13 protein-coding genes and 1 pseudogene are annotated in these 20035 nt (G+C 64.2%); 6 read left to right on the top strand and 8 right to left on the bottom strand.

The annotated features are described in order from the left end of the window. Positions 1 to 26 precede the first annotated feature (26 nt). Entirely contained in the window at positions 27 to 1517 is a 1491-nt protein-coding gene (amaB, locus tag ACKLLE_RS09355; protein WP_420057720.1) for an L-piperidine-6-carboxylate dehydrogenase, read from the bottom strand. A 131-nt stretch (positions 1518 to 1648) separates the two neighbouring features. On the opposite strand from amaB, the gene ACKLLE_RS09350 reads away from it, so the two are divergent. Together ACKLLE_RS09350 and hglS are read left to right on the top strand one after the other, a co-directional pair. After that, entirely contained in the window at positions 1649 to 2560 is a 912-nt protein-coding gene (locus tag ACKLLE_RS09350) for a LysR family transcriptional regulator (protein ID WP_009395827.1), read from the top strand. 84 nt (positions 2561 to 2644) lie between these two features. Further along, on the top strand, positions 2645 to 4021 hold the full coding sequence (gene hglS, locus ACKLLE_RS09345) for a 2-oxoadipate dioxygenase/decarboxylase HglS (RefSeq protein WP_420057719.1): 1377 nt from the start codon (positions 2645 to 2647) through the stop codon (positions 4019 to 4021). 111 nt (positions 4022 to 4132) lie between these two features. Here hglS and ACKLLE_RS09340 read toward each other — a convergent pair whose 3' ends face one another. From ACKLLE_RS09340 to ACKLLE_RS09330, 3 genes and pseudogenes are all read right to left on the bottom strand, one after another. After that, positions 4133 to 4864, bottom strand: a complete 732-nt coding sequence (locus ACKLLE_RS09340) for a methyl-accepting chemotaxis protein (protein WP_420057866.1) — start codon at positions 4862 to 4864, stop codon at positions 4133 to 4135. 135 nt (positions 4865 to 4999) lie between these two features. Then, positions 5000 to 6115: pseudogene (locus ACKLLE_RS09335) on the bottom strand (Cache 3/Cache 2 fusion domain-containing protein); the annotation flags it as partial. Positions 6116 to 6269: 154 nt separating this feature from the next. Next, positions 6270 to 7214: a LysR substrate-binding domain-containing protein gene (locus tag ACKLLE_RS09330; protein ID WP_420057717.1), complete on the bottom strand. Its 945-nt coding sequence runs from the start codon at positions 7212 to 7214 to the stop codon at positions 6270 to 6272. Between the two features lie 132 nt (positions 7215 to 7346). On the opposite strand from ACKLLE_RS09330, the gene ACKLLE_RS09325 reads away from it, so the two are divergent. Beyond that, positions 7347 to 8735 (top strand): NorM family multidrug efflux MATE transporter, encoded by a 1389-nt coding sequence (locus ACKLLE_RS09325; protein ID WP_420057716.1) that lies wholly within the window; start codon positions 7347 to 7349, stop codon positions 8733 to 8735. A 119-nt stretch (positions 8736 to 8854) separates the two neighbouring features. Here the strand turns inward: ACKLLE_RS09325 and ACKLLE_RS09320 are convergent, their stop codons facing one another. Continuing rightward, on the bottom strand, positions 8855 to 10519 hold the full coding sequence (locus ACKLLE_RS09320) for a putative bifunctional diguanylate cyclase/phosphodiesterase (RefSeq protein ID WP_009395834.1): 1665 nt from the start codon (positions 10517 to 10519) through the stop codon (positions 8855 to 8857). Positions 10520 to 10781: 262 nt separating this feature from the next. Between ACKLLE_RS09320 and rep the strand changes: the two genes are divergently transcribed. Both rep and ACKLLE_RS09310 read left to right on the top strand, forming a co-directional pair. After that, complete coding sequence (gene rep / locus ACKLLE_RS09315) at positions 10782 to 12791, top strand: DNA helicase Rep (RefSeq protein ID WP_009395835.1); 2010 nt, start codon at positions 10782 to 10784, stop codon at positions 12789 to 12791. A 66-nt stretch (positions 12792 to 12857) separates the two neighbouring features. Next, on the top strand, positions 12858 to 13427 hold the full coding sequence (locus ACKLLE_RS09310) for a xanthine phosphoribosyltransferase (RefSeq protein WP_009395836.1): 570 nt from the start codon (positions 12858 to 12860) through the stop codon (positions 13425 to 13427). 125 nt (positions 13428 to 13552) lie between these two features. Here ACKLLE_RS09310 and ACKLLE_RS09305 read toward each other — a convergent pair whose 3' ends face one another. From ACKLLE_RS09305 to ACKLLE_RS09295, 3 genes are read right to left on the bottom strand one after another with little or no spacing between them, the layout of a single operon-like run. Further along, positions 13553 to 14926, bottom strand: a complete 1374-nt coding sequence (locus ACKLLE_RS09305) for an HlyD family type I secretion periplasmic adaptor subunit (protein WP_064304358.1) — start codon at positions 14924 to 14926, stop codon at positions 13553 to 13555. Continuing rightward, on the bottom strand, positions 14916 to 17069 hold the full coding sequence (locus ACKLLE_RS09300) for a type I secretion system permease/ATPase (protein ID WP_009405336.1): 2154 nt from the start codon (positions 17067 to 17069) through the stop codon (positions 14916 to 14918). The genes ACKLLE_RS09305 and ACKLLE_RS09300 overlap by 11 nt, the downstream gene beginning before the upstream one ends. A gap of 38 nt (positions 17070 to 17107) precedes the next feature. Further along, a complete protein-coding gene (locus ACKLLE_RS09295; protein ID WP_420057715.1) occupies positions 17108 to 18466 on the bottom strand; it encodes a TolC family outer membrane protein in 1359 nt (452 codons plus the stop codon). A 351-nt stretch (positions 18467 to 18817) separates the two neighbouring features. Between ACKLLE_RS09295 and ACKLLE_RS09290 the strand changes: the two genes are divergently transcribed. Then, positions 18818 to 20035: retention module-containing protein (locus tag ACKLLE_RS09290; RefSeq protein WP_420057713.1), on the top strand; the 1218-nt coding region annotated here is incomplete at its 3' end.

Below are 20035 nucleotides of genomic sequence, written 5' to 3'. Positions count from 1 at the left end.
CGCTCCCACAGGGTCGGCGCCGTGTTTCAGTCGAACACGATGCCCTGGGCCAGCGGCAACTCCCGGGAGTAGTTCACGGTGTTGGTCTGACGGCGCATATAGGCCTTCCAGCTGTCCGATCCGGATTCACGGCCACCGCCGGTTTCCTTCTCGCCACCAAAGGCCCCGCCGATCTCCGCGCCACTGGTGCCGATATTGACGTTGGCGATCCCGCAGTCACTGCCCGCCGCACTCTGGAAGCGCTCGGCCTCGCGCAGGTCGGTGGTGAAGATGCACGAGGACAGGCCTTGCGGAACTTCGTTGTTCAGGCGCAGGGCCTCGTCGAAGTCGTCGTAGGCCATTACATAGAGAATCGGCGCGAAGGTCTCGTGGCGCACCACCTCGGTCTGGCCCGGCATTTCCACGATGGCCGGCGCAACGTAGTAGGCATTCGGATACTGATCGGCCAACTGACGCTCACCACCAAAGACCTGGCCGCCTTCATCACGGGCACGGGCCAGCGCGTCCTGCATGGACAGGAACGAAGCCTTGTCGATCAGCGGACCGACCAGGTTGCCCTCGCGCGGGTCACCGATGCGGACCTTGGCGTATGCGGACTTGACCCGCGCCACCACTTCGTCCTTCACCGAACGATGCACGATCACCCTACGCAGGGTGGTGCAACGCTGCCCCGCCGTACCGACGGCACTGAACAACACGGCACGCACGGCGAGATCGAGGTCGGCGCTGGGGGCGAGGATCATGGCGTTGTTGCCGCCCAGTTCGAGAATGCTGCGACCGAAGCGTGCCGCGACCCGAGGACCGACCTCGCGGCCCATGCGGGTGCTGCCGGTGGCACTCACCAGCGGCACACGCGGATCGTCCACCAGCGCCTGGCCAGCATCCCGATCCCCGATGATCACCTGGCTCAAGCCCGCAGGTGCATCGCCAAACCTGCCCAGCGCTTTCTCGAACAGCGCCTGGCAGGCCAGGGCCGTCAACGGCGTCTTCTCGGACGGCTTCCACACCACGGCATTGCCGCAAACCAACGCCAGCGCGGTGTTCCACGCCCACACCGCCACCGGGAAGTTGAAGGCACTGATCACCCCCACCACGCCCAGCGGATGCCAGCTTTCGCGCATATGGTGCCCGGGACGCTCGGAGGCGATGGTCAGGCCGTAGAGCTGGCGCGACAGGCCGACGGCGAAGTCGCAGATGTCGATCATTTCCTGCACTTCGCCCAGGCCTTCCTGGGTGATCTTGCCGGCCTCCACCGACACCAGCTCGCCCAGTTCCGCCTTGTGTTCCCGCAGCACTTCGCCGAACAGCCGGACCAGCTCGCCACGGCGTGGCGCCGGGACATTGCGCCAGGCTTCGAAGGCCTGCTGTGCCTGGGCGATCTTCGCGCCCACGGACGCCGCCGGCTCCAGGTGCACCGACGCGATCAGGCTACCGTCGATCGGGGTATGAACGGGATGGTTGCCCTTGGTGTAGGCACTGGCCGGGACACCCAGGCGGTCAAGCAGTCCATCAACCATTTTGTTCTCCTGCAAGGCGGTGAAAGGTTGTAATCGTGGTTGAGGGTCAGTATTAATCCGATCACTCTAGCGCCACAAACGACCTTTATTCCGCACATCATTCCGTCAGGTAATGACCTGGAGCTACCGTAATGTCCAAGCGCCTGGTGCCGTCGATGGCCGCCCTGCAATGCTTCGAAGCCGCCGCCCGGCATTTGAGCTTCACCCGCGCAGCCGAGGAGCTGCACCTCACCCAGAGCGCAGTGAGCAAGCAGGTGGCGCAACTGGAGGACATGCTGCGCCATCACCTGTTCCTGCGCATTCGCCGCCGCCTGCAACTGACGCCGGCCGGCGCGCTTTATCTGGCCGAGGTGAACAAGATCCTCACCCAGGTGGATATGTCCAGCCGCTACATCATGTCCTACGGCGAGCAGACCGAAGTGCTCAAGGTCGCCACCCAGCCCAGCTTCGGCGTGCGCTGGCTGATTCCGCACCTGAAGGGCTTCGGCAAGCGCTACCCGAATATCCATTTGGATATCCGCAACGAGATGGAGCCGTTTTCCCTGCTCCAGGCCAAGGCCGACGTGGTGTTCTTCTATGGCCAGGGTACCTGGCCGGGGGCGACCTGCATCGAGCTGTTCGGCGAGGAGGTGCTGCCGGTGTGCGCGCCGGACCTGTTGCAGGGGCGCAGCCTGGAGGACGCCAGCGAGCTGTCCGGTTTCGTCCTGCTGCAAAGCACCACCCGCCCGGAAGCCTGGCACGAATGGTTCCTCGAACAGGGCCTGCATTCGCCGAACAGCTATCACGGACCGCGCTTCGACACCTTTCATATGTGCCTGAGCGCAGCCCAGGCCGGCTGCGGCGTGGCGCTGGTTCCGGGTTACCTGGCCGAGGCCGATATCGCCGAGGGCAAGCTGGTGGTGCCCTGGGCGCATCGCATGCGCAGCAACGGCGCGCATTTCCTCGCCTTTTCCGAACACGCCGCCGAGGTACCCAAGGTGCGCTGCCTGGTGGACTGGATCAGCGGACAGGTGGCCGCCGAAAATCAAGAATCCAAGGAATGACTGCTCGACTTTTTTTCGCTTGAAGTCGATCAGCATTCCTCGCTTTCATGTACAGGCCTCGATCCACTCATCAGGAAGCCCGCGATGCCCGCAGAAGATTTCGTCAGCCCGGACCATATCCGTGCGCGGTTCTCCGCCGCCATGTCGTCAATGTACAAGGAGGAGGTTCCGCTCTACGGCACGCTGTTGAAGCTGGTGAGCGAGGTCAATCGGCAGGTGCTGGAGATGCGGCCGGAAGTTGCCGAGGCGTTGCGCTGGACCGGCGAGATCGAGCGTCTCGACCAGGAACGCCACGGCGCCATCCGCGTCGGCACGGCAGCGGAGCTGGCGACCATCGGCCGCCTGTTCGCGGTGATGGGCATGCACCCGGTGGGTTACTACGACCTCAGCAGTGCCGGGGTGCCGGTGCACTCCACCGCGTTTCGTCCGGTGCACGAGCAGTCGTTGCATACCAGTCCGTTCCGGGTCTTCACGTCACTGCTGCGCCTGGAGCTGATCGAGGATCCGGCCCTGCGTGAACTGGCCGGGTCTATCCTGGAAAAGCGCGAGATCTTCACCCCGCGCGTCGTGCAACTGATCGAACGAAGCGAGCGCGAGGGCGGCCTGAACGAAGCCGATGCCCAGGCGTTCGTCGAAGAAGCCCTGCATACCTTCCGCTGGCATCACGAAGCCACGGTCACGGCGCAACAATACCGGCAATTGCATGACCAGCACCGTCTGATCGCCGACGTGGTGGCCTTCAAGGGGCCGCACATCAATCACCTGACCCCGCGCACCCTGGATATCGACGCGATCCAGCTGGGCATGCCGGCCCACGGCATCCCGCCCAAGGCGGTGATCGAAGGGCCGCCGCGCCGCCGGCATCCGATCCTGTTGCGCCAGACCAGCTTCAAGGCTTTGCAGGAGGCTATTGCTTTCCGCGATGCCGAAGGCAGCCATACCGCGCGCTTTGGCGAGATCGAACAGCGCGGCGCGGCGCTGACGCCCAAGGGGCGGCAACTCTATGACCAGTTGCTGGACGCCACCCGCGAGGCCCTGGGCGGAGCGCCGGCAGAGAGCAATGCCGATCGCTACATGAGCCTGCTGGCCGAGACGTTCCAGGCATTTCCGGATGATCTGCGGCAGATGCGCGAGCAGGGGCTGGCGTATTTCCGCTACTTCCCGACCGAGAAAGGGCTGGCGTCGAAGGAGCGCCCGGGCACGCTGGAGGAGCTGATCGAGGCGGGGCATGTCCACTTCGAAGCCTTGGTCTACGAGGACTTCCTGCCGGTCAGTGCGGCGGGGATCTTCCAGTCCAACCTGGGCGATGACGGGCAGGCGGACTATGGCAGCAATGCCAACCGGGAGGCGTTCGAGCAGGCGCTGGGCATGGCGGTGCAGGATGAACTGGCGTTGTATGCCGAGAGCGAAAAGCGCTCTATCGAGGCCTGCCTCAAAGCCCTGACCCTTCCAACCCTCTGAAACACGACGCGGACACCTGTGGGAGCGGGTTCACCCGCGATTACGTCGGTGAATTCATTGCCGTAATCGCGGGTGAACCCGCTCCCACAGGGTTTTGCGGTGTTCGATGGGTCAGTGGCGGACGCGGAAGCGGTCCACCTCCTGGCGCAACTGTCCCGCCAGCCCTTCCAGTTGGCGTGCCGTGGTGGCGAGATCGTTCGCCACTTCTCGCTGGTCATGGTTGGTCGAGGCAATGCTTTGCAGATTGCTGCTCAGCACCGTCGCGGTAGCACTCTGCTCCTGGGTCGCGGTGGTGATCACGGCAAACTGCTCCCCGGCATTGCGGCTTTGCTCATCGATCCTGGCCAGCGCTTCCGCGACCCGGGCATTGCGCTCCAGCCCTTCGCGCATCAGGCGGTTGCCCTGCTCCATGGTGCTGATGGCGTGCCCGGTCTGCTGCTGCACGCTGTCGATCATCGCGGAAATTTCATCCGTGGCCTGGCGCGTCCGTGCGGCCAGGTGCCGGACCTCATCGGCAACCACCGCAAAGCCGCGTCCCTGTTCTCCGGCCCGGGCCGCTTCGATGGCGGCATTGAGGGCGAGCAGGTTGGTCTGCTCGGCAATCGAGGTGATGGTGCCGACGATGCCGCCGATGTCCTGGGAACGGGCACCGAGGATATCGATGACCCTGGCGGTATCGCCCAGGGATTCGGCGATCTGCTGCAACGAGGTCGAAGCCTCGTCCATCGAGGCACGGCCGATCCGCGTCTGCTGGGCGTTGTCCCGGGCCATGCGCTCGGTATTGCCCATGCTGTCGGCGATATTCGCTGACGTTGCGCTGAACTCCTCCACCGCACCGGCCATGCTGGTGATCTCGCCGGACTGCCGGTCCATGCCATCGCAGGCACCTGCCGAGAGATCGGCCAGGGCATGGGCGCGCTGCCCTACCTGCTGCGACGCCTCGCGGATGCGCAAGACCATGTTCGCCAGTGCCTCGCCCATATGGTTGAAGCTGGCGGCGAGCTGGCCGATTTCGTCCTGGCTGGTGACCTGCAGGCGCACGTCCAGGTCACCCGCGCCCAGCGCCTCGGCCTGGTGCACCAGGTCGCTCAGTGGCCGCAGCTTGCGCCGCAACAGCCACAGCGTGGCGCCCACGGCCAGCAGCATCGCCAGCAGGCTGCCGATGGCCAGGCGGGTGCCGACACTCCAGGTTACCGCGCGGATTTCCGCTTCCGGCATGCTCGCCAGCACGGTCCAGGGGCCGCCGGCGAAGGGCATGGCGACGCTGTAGAGGTCTTCCACACCATCGTTCCAGAAGCGCCCCTCGCTAGGTTTTCCGACAAAACCGGCAGCCTCCGCAGCAGCCTGTTGCAGGTCGGTCACACCCGCCGGCGGCACCAGCCAGCGGCCTTGCTCGTCGAGCAGGGCAAGGGAGCCGGTCTGGCCGATGCGGAAGCGCTTGAGGTTGTCGAACTGGTTTTTCTGCGCGTCGGTGTAGTCGAAGCCGACGAACAGGATGGCGATGACCTGGCCGCCAGCGTCACGCACCGGGGTGTATTGGGTCATGTAGAAGCGGTCGAACAGCAGGGCGCGCCCGACATAGGACTGGCCGGCCATGATCCGCGCGTAGGCAGGGCTCTGGCGGTCCAGCAGGGTGCCGATGGCGCGGCTGCCGTCCTGCTTGGTCAGCGAGGTGCTGATGCGTACGAAATCATCGCCGTTGCGCACGAAGATCGTGGCGACACCCGCTGTCATCTGGCGGAATTCATCCACCTCGCTGAAATCGTTGTTCAGCGCCTGGCCGTCGAGGTACAGGCCCGGGGTGGCGACACCGGCGACCGGAATGGACGTCCCTGGCTGCACCGCGAGACGGTTGAAACGCTTTTCGAACAGCCCGGCCAGGCGCTGGGTGCTTTCCCGCAGCGAGTCGTGGAAGGTGCCGAGCTGGTCGGCCAGCAACCGGGCCTCGCTGGTGAGGTGTTCCTGGCGGGTGACCAGGTTGGCGTGGTCGAGGGAGCGCAGGGCGAACAGGGTACTGCCGCTGATCACAACGGCGAGCACGACGGCGAGCGCAAGGCCGAGCTGCGAAGCAATCCGGGCACGAGGTCGAGACATGAAAACTCCTGGCTGAGCGAGGCCGGGACCATCCAGATCACCGGGGGGGCACGAAGGGGCAGGGAAACATGGGCCTCATGGCGGGCCCTTGAGTGCATCATCGGCGGCGCCGGTCGATACTTGAGTGCTGAACACGGTTATTTTGCGCAAACGGTCATTCGCCGCTGTTAGCCGCATTTATCCGCAGCATTTCCACATCTGGCAACCGCATCGCCCGCGCTTCGCCCTGCAGGAAGTCGCTGAGCCGGCGCAAACGCTCGCCGCCCGGACGGGTGCGCGGCCAGACCAGGTAGTAGTCCAGCCCGCTGGCCACCGCCGCCGGCCAGGGCAGGCTGAGCCGCCCTTGCGCCACGTCCTCGGCGACCATCAGCAGATCGCCCATGGACACCCCGTAGCCCCGGGCTGCGGCGATCATGCCCAGTTCCAGTGTGTCGAACACCTGCCCGCCCTTGAGCGAAACCTCGTCGGTCAGGCCCATGCGTGCCAGCCAGGTGCGCCAGTCGCGCTTGTCCGGGGTCGGATGCAGCAGTTCGCAGGCGGCGAGCTTTTCCACGTCCCAAGGGCCGTCCTTGAGCAGCTCCGGTGCGCCTACCGGCACCAGCCATTCGGAAAACAGGCAGCTCACCTCCCAGTCCGGCGGAAAGTGCCCGTCGCCCAGCAACACGGCGCAGTCGAAGGGCTCCTGGTTGAAATCGACGTGATCCACATCCATCCAGGCGCTGGTCAGTTGCACCTCGTTGCCCGGCTGCAGATGACGGAAGCGGCTGAGTCGCGCCAGCAGCCAGCGCATGGTCAGGGTCGAAGGTGCTTTCATGCGCAGCACACCTTCCTCGCTGCGCAGTGTGCTGCAGGCCCGCTCCAGGGCGCCGAAGCCTTCGCGCACGCCGGGCAGCAGCAAACGCGCCGCCTCGCTCAGTTGCAGGCTGCGGCCATTGCGAATGAACAGGCGGCAGGCGAAATGCTCTTCCAGAGTGCGGATATGCCGGCTGACCGCGCTCTGGGTGATGTTCAACTCATCGGCGGCGCGGGTGAAGGAACTGTGCCGCGCGGCAGCCTCGAAAGCGCGCAAGGCATAGAGCGGCGGTAGGCGACTGGACATGAAGAACCTCCTCGGGCACGCATCTTCGCATGAGTTTTACTCATGCCAATGATCGTTTTTATCCTTTTGTGCACAATCGCGCAAACACCGAGAATCAGCGGCTTGTCCCTTCATCATTCAAGGAATCCGACCATGCAGGCGGCGCCAACCCATGAACTCAAGGCACTGCTGCGGCTGGCGGGGCCGCTGATTGCCTCGCAGTTGGCGCATATGCTGATGCTGCTCACCGACACCCTGATGATGGCCAGGATCAGTCCCGAGGCCCTGGCCGGCGGCGGGCTGGGCGCGGCCAGCTATTCGTTCGTGTCGATCTTCTGCCTGGGCGTGATCGCGGCAGTGGGCACCCTGGTCGCGATCCGCCATGGCGCCGGCGACACCGAGGGCGCCACCCGCCTGACCCAGGCCGGATTGTGGCTGGGCTGGATCATGGCGGTGGTCGCGGCGCTGGTGCTGTGGAACCTCGAGCCGGTCCTGCTGCTGCTCGGGCAGACGCCCGGCAACGTCGAGAACGCCGGTCATTTCCTGCTGTTGCTGCCGTTCGCCCTGCCCGGCTACCTGACATTCATGGCCCTGCGCGGCTTTACCAGCGCGCTGGGACGGTCATCGCCGGTGATGGTGATCAGCCTGGTCGGGACGGTGGTCAACTTCCTGCTCAACTACGCGCTGATCGAAGGGATGTTCGGGCTGCCGAAGCTGGGGCTGGTAGGCATCGGCCTGGTCACGGCGGTCGTCGCGAACTGCATGGCGGTGGCGCTAGCCTTGTATATCCGCCGGCATCCGGCCTATGCGCCCTACCCGATCCGCAGGCACCTGGCGCGGCCTTCCATGCCCGCCCTGCGTGAACTGTGGCGGCTGGGGCTGCCGATTGGCGGGACCTATACCGTGGAAGTCGGCCTGTTCGCCTTTGCCGCGCTGTGCATGGGCACCATGGGCAGTACCGAACTGGGGGCGCACCAGATCGCGCTGCAGATCGTGTCCACGGCGTTCATGATTCCGGCGGGGTTGTCCTATGCGGTGACCATGCGCGTCGGCCTGCACTATGGCGCCGACCGGCTGCTGGCCGCACGGCACGCCGGGCGGGTCGGGATCGGCTTCGGCGCGGCGGTGATGCTTGGGTTTTCGGTGCTGTTCTGGCTGCAACCCGAGGCGCTGGTCGGGTTGTTCCTCGACCTGGAGGATCCGGCGTTTGCCGGGGTGGTGCAGCTGGCGGTGAGCCTGTTGATGGTGGCGGCGTGGTTCGAGCTGTTCGACGGGATCCAGACGGTAGCCATGGGCTCGATCCGTGGATTGAAGGATGCCAAGACCACCTTCCTGGTGGGCCTGTGCTGCTACTGGCTGATCGGCGCGCCGGCGGCCTGGGTGATGGCGTTTCCGTTGCAGATGGGCGCGGTCGGGGTATGGTGGGGGCTGGCCCTGGGGTTGGCGTTTGCGGCGGTGAGCCTGACGCTGGCGTTCGAGTGGCGGATGAAGCGGATGATGGGTGGAAACATGACGGCCCCCGTCGTGACACGGCCTCTGTAGGAGCGTGGCTCGCCCGCGAAGGACCGCGCAGCGGTCCCAAAATAGTGTGGCAATGAGATTTGGGACCGCTGCGCGGCCCTTCGCGGGCAAGCCACGCTCCTACGGGATGGAGGCGCCTGTTAGAGGGCAACCGGCCTTTGAGCGGCATTCAGCAGCAGGAACTCCACCAGCGGCTCGATCGCCAGCGGCTTGCTGATCAGGTAGCCCTGCACCTGGTCACAGCCGAAGCTGCGCAGCAGGTCCAGTTGCTCCTCGGTCTCGACACCCTCGGCAACCACCTCCAGATGAAGGTTGTGCGCCAGGTTGATCATGGCGTGTACCAGCTTGCGGTTTTCTTCCCGGCCTTCCATGCCGCCGACGAAGCTGCGATCCACCTTGAGCAAGGCGATCGGCAGGCTGTTGAGGTGAACGAAGGACGAGAAGCCCGTACCGAAGTCATCCAGCGAGAAGCGCACGCCCAGCCGTCCCAGCGCGTCCATGGTCTGCTTGACCAGGTCATTGCGGCGCATTACCGCCGTTTCGGTCAGTTCGAATTCCAGCCAGCGCGCATCGACACCATGCTGGACGATCAGGCGGCTCAAGGTTGCCAGCAACTGGCTGTCCTGGAACTGGCGGAACGACAGGTTCACTGCCATGTGCAGCGGCGTCAGCCCACGCTCGCGGAGAATCTGCATATCGCGCAGGGCCCGGGAAATCACCCAGTAACCCAGCGGCACGATAAGCCCGCTCTGCTCGGCCAGCGGCACGAATTCGCTGGGCGGCAACAGCCCGCGTTCGGCATGGCGCCAGCGCACCAGGGCTTCGAGCCCGACGATACGGCCTTCTTCCAGGTCCAGGCGTGGCTGGTAGTGCAGCTCCAGTTCGTCACGGCGCAGGGCACGGCGCAGCTCGCCTTCGAGATCAGCGAGGCTGCGGGCGTTGCGGTTAATCCGCTCGTCGAAGATGTGGTAGGTGCAACCATGCACGCCCTTGGCCTGCTGCATGGCGATATGCGCATGCCACATCAGCGGGTCGGCACCGGCCTGGGCACGGGCATGGGCCACGCCGAGGCTGCAACCGATCAACAGGCTCTCGCCGTCGATCCAGTACGGCTCGGCCAGCGCCTCGACGATCCGCTCGGCCACGCGCTCGGCGCGCTGCGGTTCACGACGGGTATCGATCAGCAGGGCGAACTCGTCGCTGCCCAGGCGCGCCACACGGTCGCCGGCTTCCAACTGGCTCTTGAGCCGGCCGACCACCTGCAGGATCAGGCGATCGCCGCCCTGGTGCCCGAGGGCATCGTTGGCATGGCGGAAGTTGTCGAGATCAAGGTGGCCCAGGGCGACGCCACGCCCTTCGTTCTCGGCCAGGCGTGCGGTCAGCAGGGTCTGGAAACCCTGGCGGTTGGCGATGCCGGTCAGCGGGTCTTCCTCGGCCAGGCGCTGCAAGGTGGCTTCCAGCACGCCCCGCTCGCGGACATGGCGCAGGCAGCGGCGCAGGGTGTCGCTGCCCAGTTGGCCGCGAACCAGCCAGTCGCTGACGCCCGGCGGAGCCTTGGCCGGCTCCAGGTCCAGCAGCAATACCATCGGCAGATCACAACGCCCGGGCGCGGGCTGGCGGCCCGGCGTGGTCAGAACCACTGCGTTGCGGTCGCGGGCGAACAGGCTGTCCACCGACTCCCAGCTCGGCGCCGTCAGCAATACCGCGGTGCCCGCCAGCGGCGACAAAGCCTCGCCGAGGGCAGCAGCCCACTCGGGCTCTTCGGCCAGCAGCAGCAAACGCAACGGTTCGGCAGGCGTAGACAAGCTCTCTCCTTAGTTGGCAGTACGCGAACGCAGTCGGGTAACGGGCGGATCATTGGCGAGCGCTGCTTGAATGTAAATGATTTTCAATCAGCAGTCCGCACTACCCCGGTAAATCCATCCATTCGGGGGTGCATCCTGATGGAAAGTAGCAGAGCCGGCAAATTTAGATATTGTGCTGCGTCACACTGTCAGACGGTCGCGCCATCACGGCGAAGCCCTGTTAAACTGCGCGGCTATTTTTCAGCCACCCCCGGTTTTCGTCATGTCCCGACTCAATCCCCGGCAGCAAGAAGCCGTGAACTATGTCGGCGGCCCGCTCCTGGTACTCGCCGGCGCAGGCTCCGGCAAGACCAGCGTGATCACCCGCAAGATCGCCCACCTGATCCAGAACTGCGGGATCCGCGCCCAGTACATCGTGGCCATGACCTTCACCAACAAGGCCGCGCGGGAAATGAAGGAGCGGGTCGGCACCCTGCTGCGCAAGGGCGAGGGCCGCGGCCTGACGGTATCCACCTTCCACAACCTCGGTCTCAACATCATCCGCAAGGAACACGTGCGCCTGGGCTACAAGCCCGGTTTCTCGATCTTCGACGAAACCGACGTGAAGGCGCTGATGACCGACATCATGCAGAAGGAGTACTCCGGGGACGACGGCGTCGACGAGATCAAGAACATGATCGGCGCCTGGAAGAACGACCTGATCCTGCCCCCCGAGGCCCTGGAAAAGGCGCGCAACCCCAAGGAACAGACCGCCGCCATCGTCTATGCCCATTACCAGCGCACGCTCAAGGCGTTCAACGCGGTGGACTTCGATGACCTGATCCTGCTGCCGGTGAAACTGTTCGAGGAACACCAGGACATCCTGGAAAAGTGGCAGAACCGCGTGCGCTACCTGCTGGTGGACGAATACCAGGACACCAACGCCAGCCAGTACCTGCTGGTGAAGATGCTGATCGGCACGCGCAACCAGTTCACCGTGGTCGGCGACGACGACCAGTCGATCTACGCCTGGCGCGGCGCGCGCCCGGAAAACCTGATGTTGCTGAAAGAGGACTACCCGTCGCTGAAGGTGGTCATGCTGGAGCAGAACTATCGCTCCACCAGCCGCATCCTGCGCTGCGCCAACGTCCTGATCTCGAACAACCCGCACGCCTTCGAGAAGCAACTGTGGAGCGAGATGGGGCATGGCGACGAGATCCGCGTGATCCGCTGCAAGAACGAGGAGGCCGAGGCCGAGCGCGTGGCCATGGAGATCCTCAGCCTGCACCTGCGCACCGACCGGCCCTATAGCGATTTCGCCATCCTTTACCGCGGCAACTACCAGGCCAAGCTGATCGAGCTGAAACTGCAGCACCACCAGGTGCCGTATCGCCTGTCAGGCGGCAACAGCTTCTTCGGCCGCCAGGAAGTGAAGGACCTGATGGCCTACTTCCGTCTGTTGGTAAACCCGGACGACGACAACGCCTACCTACGGGTCATCAATGTGCCGCGCCGGGAAATCGGCTCCACCACCCTGGAAAAACTCGGCAACTATGCCACCGAGCGCAAGATCTCGATGTACGCCGCCAGCGAGGAACTGGGCCTGCGCGAGCATCTCGACGCCCGCTTCACCGACCGCCTGCACCGCTTCAAGACCTGGATGGACAAGGTGCGCGAGCAGGTGGCCCTGGAAGATCCGATCGCCGCGCTGCGCAGCATGGTGATGGACATCGACTACGAAAACTGGATTCGCAGCAACAGTTCCAGCGACAAGGCCGCGGACTTCCGCATGGGCAACGTCTGGTTCCTGATCGACGCGCTGAAAAGCACGCTGGAGAAGGACGAGGACGGCGACATGACCATCGAGGACGCCATCGGCAAGCTGGTGCTGCGCGACATGCTGGAGCGCCAGCAGGAAGAGGAAGAAGGCGCCGAGGGCGTGCAGATGATGACCCTGCATGCCTCCAAGGGCCTGGAGTTCCCCTACGTGTTCATCATGGGCATGGAGGAAGAAATCCTTCCGCACCGCTCCAGCATCGAGGCCGACACCATCGAGGAAGAGCGCCGCCTGGCGTACGTCGGCATTACCCGGGCCCGCCAGACCCTGGCCTTCACCTTCGCTGCCAAGCGCAAGCAGTATGGTGAAATCATCGATTGTTCGCCGAGCCGCTTCCTGGATGAGCTGCCGCCGGACGACCTGGCCTGGGAAGGTCTGGACGACGCTCCGGTCGAGGTCAAGGCGGCACGGGGCAATACGGCACTTGCCGATATCCGCGCCATGCTCAAACGGTAGATAATCAACCCTTTCAATCGCCCTGGCCCATGCCGGGGCCTTTTGCTTACATCCGAGGAAACCCCAGTGGAAGCACTGCACCAGAAGATTCGCGAAGAAGGCATCGTGCTTTCCGATCAGGTCCTGAAAGTCGATGCATTTCTCAACCATCAGATCGACCCAGCGCTGATGGCACTGATCGGCGACGAATTCGCCCGCCTGTTCGCCGATTCCGGCGTGACCAAGATCGTCACCATCGAAGCCTCGGGCATTGCCCCGGCGGTGATGACCGGCCTGAAGCTGGGCGTTCCGGTGATCTTCGCACGCAAGCACCAGTCCCTGACCCTGACGGAAAACCTGCTGACCGCGTCGGTGTACTCCTTCACCAAGCAGACCGAGAACACCGTGGCCATCTCCCCGCGCCACCTGAACAGCAGCGACCGCGTGCTGGTGATCGATGACTTCCTGGCCAACGGCAAGGCGTCCCAGGCGCTGATCTCGATCATCAAGCAGGCCGGTGCCACCGTTGCCGGCCTGGGCATCGTCATCGAGAAGTCGTTCCAGGGCGGCCGTGCCGAACTGGACAGCCAGGGCTACCGCGTCGAATCGCTGGCCCGGGTCAAATCGCTGGAAGGTGGCCAGGTCACCTTCCTCTGACCGAAGATTTTTACATCCGGGAGCTTTGTGGTGCCTGTTAGGGCCCTATCGCTGGCAAGCCAGCTCCCACAGATCCAGCGGTGCACCCGGTCCCTGTGGGAGCTGGCTTGCCAGCGATGAGGCCCTCAGCGTTCGCGCAAGGCCTCGGCCCGGGCGCGGATGATGGGTTTGAGCAGGTAGCTCAGCACGCTCTTCTTGCCAGTGATGATATCCACCGACGCCACCATCCCCGGGATGATCAGCAGCGGCTTTTCGTCCGTGCCCAGATGGCTGCGGTCGGTGCGCAACTTGATCAGGTAGAAGGTGTTGCCCTCTTCATCGGTGATGGTGTCCGCACCGATCTGCTCCAGTTTGGCCTTGAGCCCGCCGTAGATGGTGAAGTCATAGGCGGTGAACTTGACCATGGCCTCCTGCCCCGGGTGCAGGAAGGCAATGTCCTGCGGGCGGATCCGCGCTTCGACCAGCAGGGTGTCGTCCAGCGGGACGATCTCCACCAGGTCGCTGCCGGGCTGGATCACGCCACCAATGGTGTTGACCAGCACCTGCTTGACGATCCCGCGCACCGGCGAGGTGACCAGGGTGCGGCTGACCCGGTCTTCAAGGGCCTTGCCGGTGGCTTCGGTCTTGTTCAGGTCGGTGCGGGCTTCGTTGAGCTGGGTCAGCGCGTCGCTACGGAATTTGCCGCGGGTTTCGTCGATCTTGCGCTCGACCTCCTTGACCGCCGATTCGGCACGCGGAATCGCCAGGGTGGTGGCGTCGAGCTGCCCGCGGTTTTCCACTTCGGCACGCTTGAGGCGCAACACTTCCACCGGTGACACCGCCCCCTGCGCGACCAGCGGCTCGGACATGCCGATTTCCTGGCGCAGCAGGTTCAAGCTGTTGCGGTACTGGGCCTGCTTGGAGGAAAACTCGCGCAGTTCCTGCTGGCGCTGCACCAACTGCTCCTGGAGCCCGCCGATCTCGTCCTGCAATTGCTGGCGACGGCTCTGGTACAGCGACTCTTCGTTGGCCGCCTGGCTCGGTGCGGCCTTGCGCAGCTCGGCATCGATATTCAGCGGCCGGTCCTCGACCTCGGCGCTCAGGCGCTCGACCCGCAAGGCCAAGCCCACCCGGTCGGCCTCGGTCTCGCCGACGTTGGAGACGAAGCGGGTCGCGTCCAGGCGCAGCAGCGGCGCCCCGGCTTCGACCACCTCGCCTTCGCGAGCAAAGATCTCGGAGACGATACCGCCCTCCAGGTTCTGGATCTTCTGCAGCTTGGACGACGGAATCGCCTTGCCGTCGCCGCGGGTGACTTCGTCGAGCACGGCGAAGTTGGCCCACAGCACCAGGAACAGGAAGAAGCAGATGATGCCCCAGATGGTCAGCCGCACGATGCGCGGGGCGTCTTCCACCAGCGCCTTGTTGACCTCTGGCAGCGGCTCGCCGCCAAAGGATTGCGAGCCTTTGAAGTAGCCGCGCAGGGTGTCCTTGAAACGTCCCGCTCCAGACTTAAGCAACACTGATCTGCCCCTTCTTCAGCGCATCCATGACGGCCGCCTTCGGGCCATCGGCAACGATCTGGCCGCGGTCGATGACGATCAGGCGGTCGACCAGCGACAGCAACGAGGCACGGTGGGTCACCAGTACCACGGTCTTGTTCTCGATTACCGCCTGCAAGCGTTGCTTGAGGCGCTCTTCACCGGTGTTGTCCATGGCCGCGGTGGGCTCGTCGAGCAGCAGGATCTGCGGATTGAGCAACAGCGCGCGGGCCAGGGCCACGTTCTGCCGCTGGCCGCCGGAGAGGTTCTGGCCGCGTTCGCCGACCTGAAGCTCGTAGCCTTGCGGATGCAGGCGGGCGAATTCGTGGACGCCGGCCAGTTCGGCGGCCTGCAGGACCATCTCGTCCTCGACGTAGCGGGCACCGCTGACAAGGTTGTCGCGCAGGGTGCCGGCGAGCAGCTGGATGTCCTGGGGCACGTAGCCGAGGTTATGGCGCAGTTCGCTGACGTCGATCTGGCGAATGTCCACGCCATCGACCAGCAACGAGCCGGCATCGGCTTCGTACAGGCCGACCACCAGCTTGGCCAGCGAGCTCTTGCCCGAGCCGCTGCGGCCGATGATGCCGACCTTCTCGCCCGGGCGGATCGCCAGGTTGATGTTCTTCAGCGCGGCGTTCTGCTGGTTCGGATAGGTGAAGTCGACACCGCGGAACTCCAGGGCGCCCTGGATGACCTGGCGACTCAACGGGCGCTCTTCGAAATTGCGCTCCTGGGGCAGCTCCATCATCTGGTCGGTCGAGACCATGGTCACCTTGGCCTGCTGGTAGCGGGTCAGCAGACCGGCCAACTGGCCCAAAGGCGCCAAGGCACGGCCGCTGAGCATGTAGCAGGCGATCAGGCCGCCCATGCTGAGGTTGCCGGCCATGATCTGGTAGACACCGAAGCAGATCAGGGTAACGCCGGCCATCTGCTGGATCAGCAGGGTGATGTTCATCGCCAGGCCGGAGAGCACTTTCACCCGCAACTCCAGGCGGCTGAGGGTGCCGATGGTCTGCTCCCACATGTACTGGCGTTCGCTTTCGGCATTGTTGACCTTCACCGCGTCGAGCCCGGCCAGGGTCTCGATCAGGCTCGACTGGCGCTCCGAGCCGAGGGCCATGGTGCGTTCCAGGGTGGCGGTCAGGGGCTTTTGCAAGGCGTAGCCGATACCCAGCGCCAGCGGGAAGGCCACTACCGGGATCCATACCAGATGCCCGCCGATGATGCCGATCACCATCAGGATCAACAGGGTGAACGGCAGGTCGATCAGGCTGGCCAGGGTCAGCGAGGCGAGGAAGTCACGCAGGCCCTGGAACTCGTGGATGTTCTGCGCAAAGCTGCCGACCCGCGCCGGGCGATACTTCATCGACATGCCGACAATGCGCTCGAACAGCGTGGCGGAGATGATCAGGTCGGTCTTTTTCCCCGCAAGGTCAAGACACAGGCTGCGCAAGCCCTTGAGGATCAGGTCGAAGATGTACGCCCCGGTGATGCCGATGGCCAGCACCCACAGGGTCGAGGTGGCCTGGTTCGGCACCACGCGGTCGTAGACGTTCATCACGAACAGCGGCGCGGCCATGGCGATGATGTTGATGATCAGGCTGGCGGCGATGGCATCGGCGTAGAGCCAGCGCGAGCGCTTGAGGGTGTCGCGGAACCAGGAGCGGGCGCGGGGAATCAGGTTGCCGTGGTTGACGTCGAACTTGTGCTGCGGTTGGGCGAAGAACACCCGGCCGGTGTAGTCGGCTTCCAGCGCTTCGCGACTGACGTGCACCTCGCCGCCGTCGCTTTCGCTGAGCAGCAAGCGCGCGGTGTTTTCATTTTCCCACCCCAGCAGCACCGTACTGCGCCCGCCCTTGAGCAGGAGCATGGTGGGCATGGCGATGGACGGAATGTGCTCCAGCTTGCGCTGCAACAGGCGCCCCTGCAGCCCCGCCCGGGCAGCGGCCCGCGCAAGCAGCTCGGGGCTCAGGCGCTGGGCCGGCAGCGGCAGGCCGGTGGTGAGCATGGCCCGGCTGGCCGGTTTCTGGTGCAACACGCAAAGCGACAGCAGGCTGTCCAGCAACGGATCGTCGTGCAGGCTTCGCGGATCATGGGTGAGGTTTCTGCTGACAAATGAATCCACGCGGACTTCCTTGCTGGCTGGTAAGGACTACTGGCTAATCAGTTCAGCCCGGGCAGGTTGACCCTCGGCTTCAGATCGTTTTGTACGACCGTCGCCATCGGCGCGACGACACCCTGGCTCTTGAGCAACTGACCAATGGTCGCCTTGATCCGATACTGAGTAAACAACTGCACGCTCTTCACTTCGGCCAGTCGACGCTGTGCGGTGAACAGTTCGTTCTCGCTGTCGAGCAGGTCGAGCAACGAGCGCTCGCCCAGGCTGAACTGACTCTGGTAGGCGGAGCGTACCTTGCTGCTGTGATCGACATATTGCTGGGCGATCGGCACCTGCGCTTCGGCGTTGTGCATAGCATTCCATGCCAAGCCTAACTCCTCGTTGAGCTGGCGCAAGGCGTTGTTGCGAATATCCAGCGCCTGGCTGGCCTGATAGGCCTTGGATTCCAGGTCGGCCTTGTCGCTACCGCCGTCGTACAGGTTGAAGCTCATGCGCAACATGGCTTGCCACTCATTGTTATGCCCGCTCACACCATCGACGTCGTTGTTCGCACTGCGTTCCAGCTCGGCGTCGAAGCGCGGGTAGAACCTGGATTTCGCCGTGTCGTACTGCTTGTCTGCCGCAGCGATATCCGCTTCCGCCGAGCGCAGGGCCGGGTTGCTTTCGACCATTTGCTGGCGGGCCTCATCCAGGGTCGCGGGCAGCAGGTCGATGAAAGGCTCGGGAGGGCTCAATTCATCGGGCAGTTGGCCAACGACACTCAGGTAATTGGTTTGTGCATCGGCGAGGTTGGTTTGTTCCGTCAGCAGGTTGTTCCTTGCCGACGCCAGGCGCGCTTCGGCCTGGTCCATATCGGCCATGCGCCCGATGCCACGGGCGGTACGCAACTGGATCTGGTCGAAGATGCGCTCGTGGCTGCGCAGGTTGTCCTCGGCCAGGCGCACCATCTGCCGGCGGGTCAGGACTTCGATATACACCTTGGCGGTTTCCAGGGCGGTGCGCTCGGAGGTATTGAGCAAGGCATACGCCCGGGCATTGGCGGTGGCTTGTTGACGCCCCACTTCGTTTGACGTCGCAAAACCGTCGAACACCATCTGCCGCAAGCGCAGGCTGGACTCGCCGCGGTTCAGGGTTTCCGAGCTGCCAGCGGCGGCGCGGGTGCTCGGGCTGTCGGTGTTTTCCCGGCCGTAGCCGGCCAGCACATCGACCTTGGGCAGGTAGCCACCTTGGGCAATGCGCACCTGTTGATCGGCGGCCAGGCGACCGTTGATCCCCGCCTGTACCTCCGGGTGGGCTTCAAGGGCTTGTTGCATGGCCTGCGGCAAGGTTTGTGCAAAGGCTTGTGCAGTAGTGAAAGAGGCAAAGAAAGCGAGGGGCAAGGCGCTGAGCAAGGGGCGACGCATGTGGTTTTTCTTCCCTAGGGACGGCAGTCCCACAACAGAGCGAAACGTGGCAAATCGGCGAAAAATGGCTATACAGGAAGCCGCGTGTCGGAAATTTCCGAGTGAGAACCCTGTCACAGATCATGGGGGCTTCACCTAGTGAAATATCAATGTGACATTAAGGAAACGATTGTTTAGGATGGCGACACCCGGGTCAATACTTTGACGAAAAGAAATAAAGACCCCCAATCAGCCATAAAATTGACATAAAGCAAATCAGTAGTGTCTTGCGAAACATTCCAAGCAGATCGCGGCAAACACCAGCCCTATCGCGTAAGGAAGCCACATTGAACGGTTAGTTCGGAGAGTGTCATGAGCAGTGTTGTCGCCATCGTCAAACGTGTTGTTGGCCAGGTTGTCGCCGTTTCCCAGGACGGGATCCAACGTGTACTTATCGAAGGCGACCGACTGTTCGCGGGCGACCAGGTTTTGACGGGGCAGGCCGGTGCCGTGACCCTCGAACTGACGGACGGTCGAACCCTCGATCTGGGCCGTGAAACACAGTGGAGCGCCGACGCTCCTGCCTCCAGCAGTGACCTTGCGCAGGCTACCGCCCAGGCCGCGCCATCGGTGGAGGAACTGCAACAGGCCATCGCCGCCGGTGCCGACCCGACCAAGGACCTTGAAGCGACCGCGGCCGGCCCGCAATCGGAAGGCAGTAGCGCGCCAGGTGGCGGCCACAGCGTGGTCATGCTGGAGGAAGTCGCCGGTTCCGTGGCGCCGGTGATCGGTTATCAGACGGAAGGCCTCACCTTTGCCGGCAATCTGAATGACCAGCTCACCGGAGCGCCAGACCAGACGGTCAACCAGCAGCTGGCGACCGTCCTGGTAGACAGCGGCCTGACCCTGAGCGCGACGCCAAACGTCTCCGAAGCGGGTGGTTCGGTGGTCTATACCGCTACCCTGACCCAGGCTGCGACCAGCGAAACCCGCGTCACCCTGTCCAACGGCCAGGTCATCGTCATCGCCGCCGGGCAATTGACGGGCAGCCTCAGCGTCGCGGTTCCCGCCAGCGACAACGTCTACCTCGACAACCGCCAGATTGCCGTCACCATCACCGGCACCAGCGGCGGCGATGGCCTGAACATCACGCCGAGCACCGCGCCGGCGGTCACCACCATCACCGACACCCTGGATACCACCACTGCCAGCCTGACCGCTGGCAGCAGCGTGACCGAAGGCGGCGCGATCACCTACACCGCCAGCCTGAACAACCCTGCGCAGACGCCGGTGACCATCACCCTGTCCAACGGCGCGGTGATCAGCATCGCCGCGGGCGAATCCAGCGGCAGCGTACAGGTGCAGACCCCGGCCAATGACGTCTACGCCAACGGCAGCACCGTCAGCGTGACCATCACCGGAGCGACGGGCGGCAACTTCGAGAACCTAGTGCCGAATACCACGCCGGCCGTCACCGTTATCAACGACTCGATCGACACGACCACCGTCAGCCTCGGCGCCAGCCCAAGCGTTGCCGAGAACGGTGTGATTACCTACACCGCCAGCGTGACCTCGCCGGTGACTGGCGCC

The organism is Pseudomonas bharatica, from assembly GCF_048586865.1.
GTDB classification, from domain to species: domain Bacteria; phylum Pseudomonadota; class Gammaproteobacteria; order Pseudomonadales; family Pseudomonadaceae; genus Aquipseudomonas; species Aquipseudomonas bharatica.
Note: the sequence above shows the minus strand (reverse complement) of the source record. Positions and strands in the feature narration are given on the sequence as shown.

Excerpts from the sequence above, each read along its gene's own strand:
- hglS (WP_420057719.1), top strand. The coding sequence starts at position 2,645 with ATGCCCGCAGAAGATTTCGTCAGCCCGGACCATATCCGTGCGCGGTTC.
- amaB (WP_420057720.1), bottom strand. The coding sequence starts at position 1,517 with ATGGTTGATGGACTGCTTGACCGCCTGGGTGTCCCGGCCAGTGCCTAC.
- ACKLLE_RS09295 (WP_420057715.1), bottom strand. The coding sequence starts at position 18,466 with ATGCGTCGCCCCTTGCTCAGCGCCTTGCCCCTCGCTTTCTTTGCCTCT.
- rep (WP_009395835.1), top strand. The coding sequence starts at position 10,782 with ATGTCCCGACTCAATCCCCGGCAGCAAGAAGCCGTGAACTATGTCGGC.
- ACKLLE_RS09350 (WP_009395827.1), top strand. The coding sequence starts at position 1,649 with ATGTCCAAGCGCCTGGTGCCGTCGATGGCCGCCCTGCAATGCTTCGAA.
- ACKLLE_RS09340 (WP_420057866.1), bottom strand. The coding sequence starts at position 4,864 with ATGGCCGGTGCGGTGGAGGAGTTCAGCGCAACGTCAGCGAATATCGCC.
- ACKLLE_RS09330 (WP_420057717.1), bottom strand. The coding sequence starts at position 7,214 with ATGTCCAGTCGCCTACCGCCGCTCTATGCCTTGCGCGCTTTCGAGGCT.
- ACKLLE_RS09325 (WP_420057716.1), top strand. The coding sequence starts at position 7,347 with ATGCAGGCGGCGCCAACCCATGAACTCAAGGCACTGCTGCGGCTGGCG.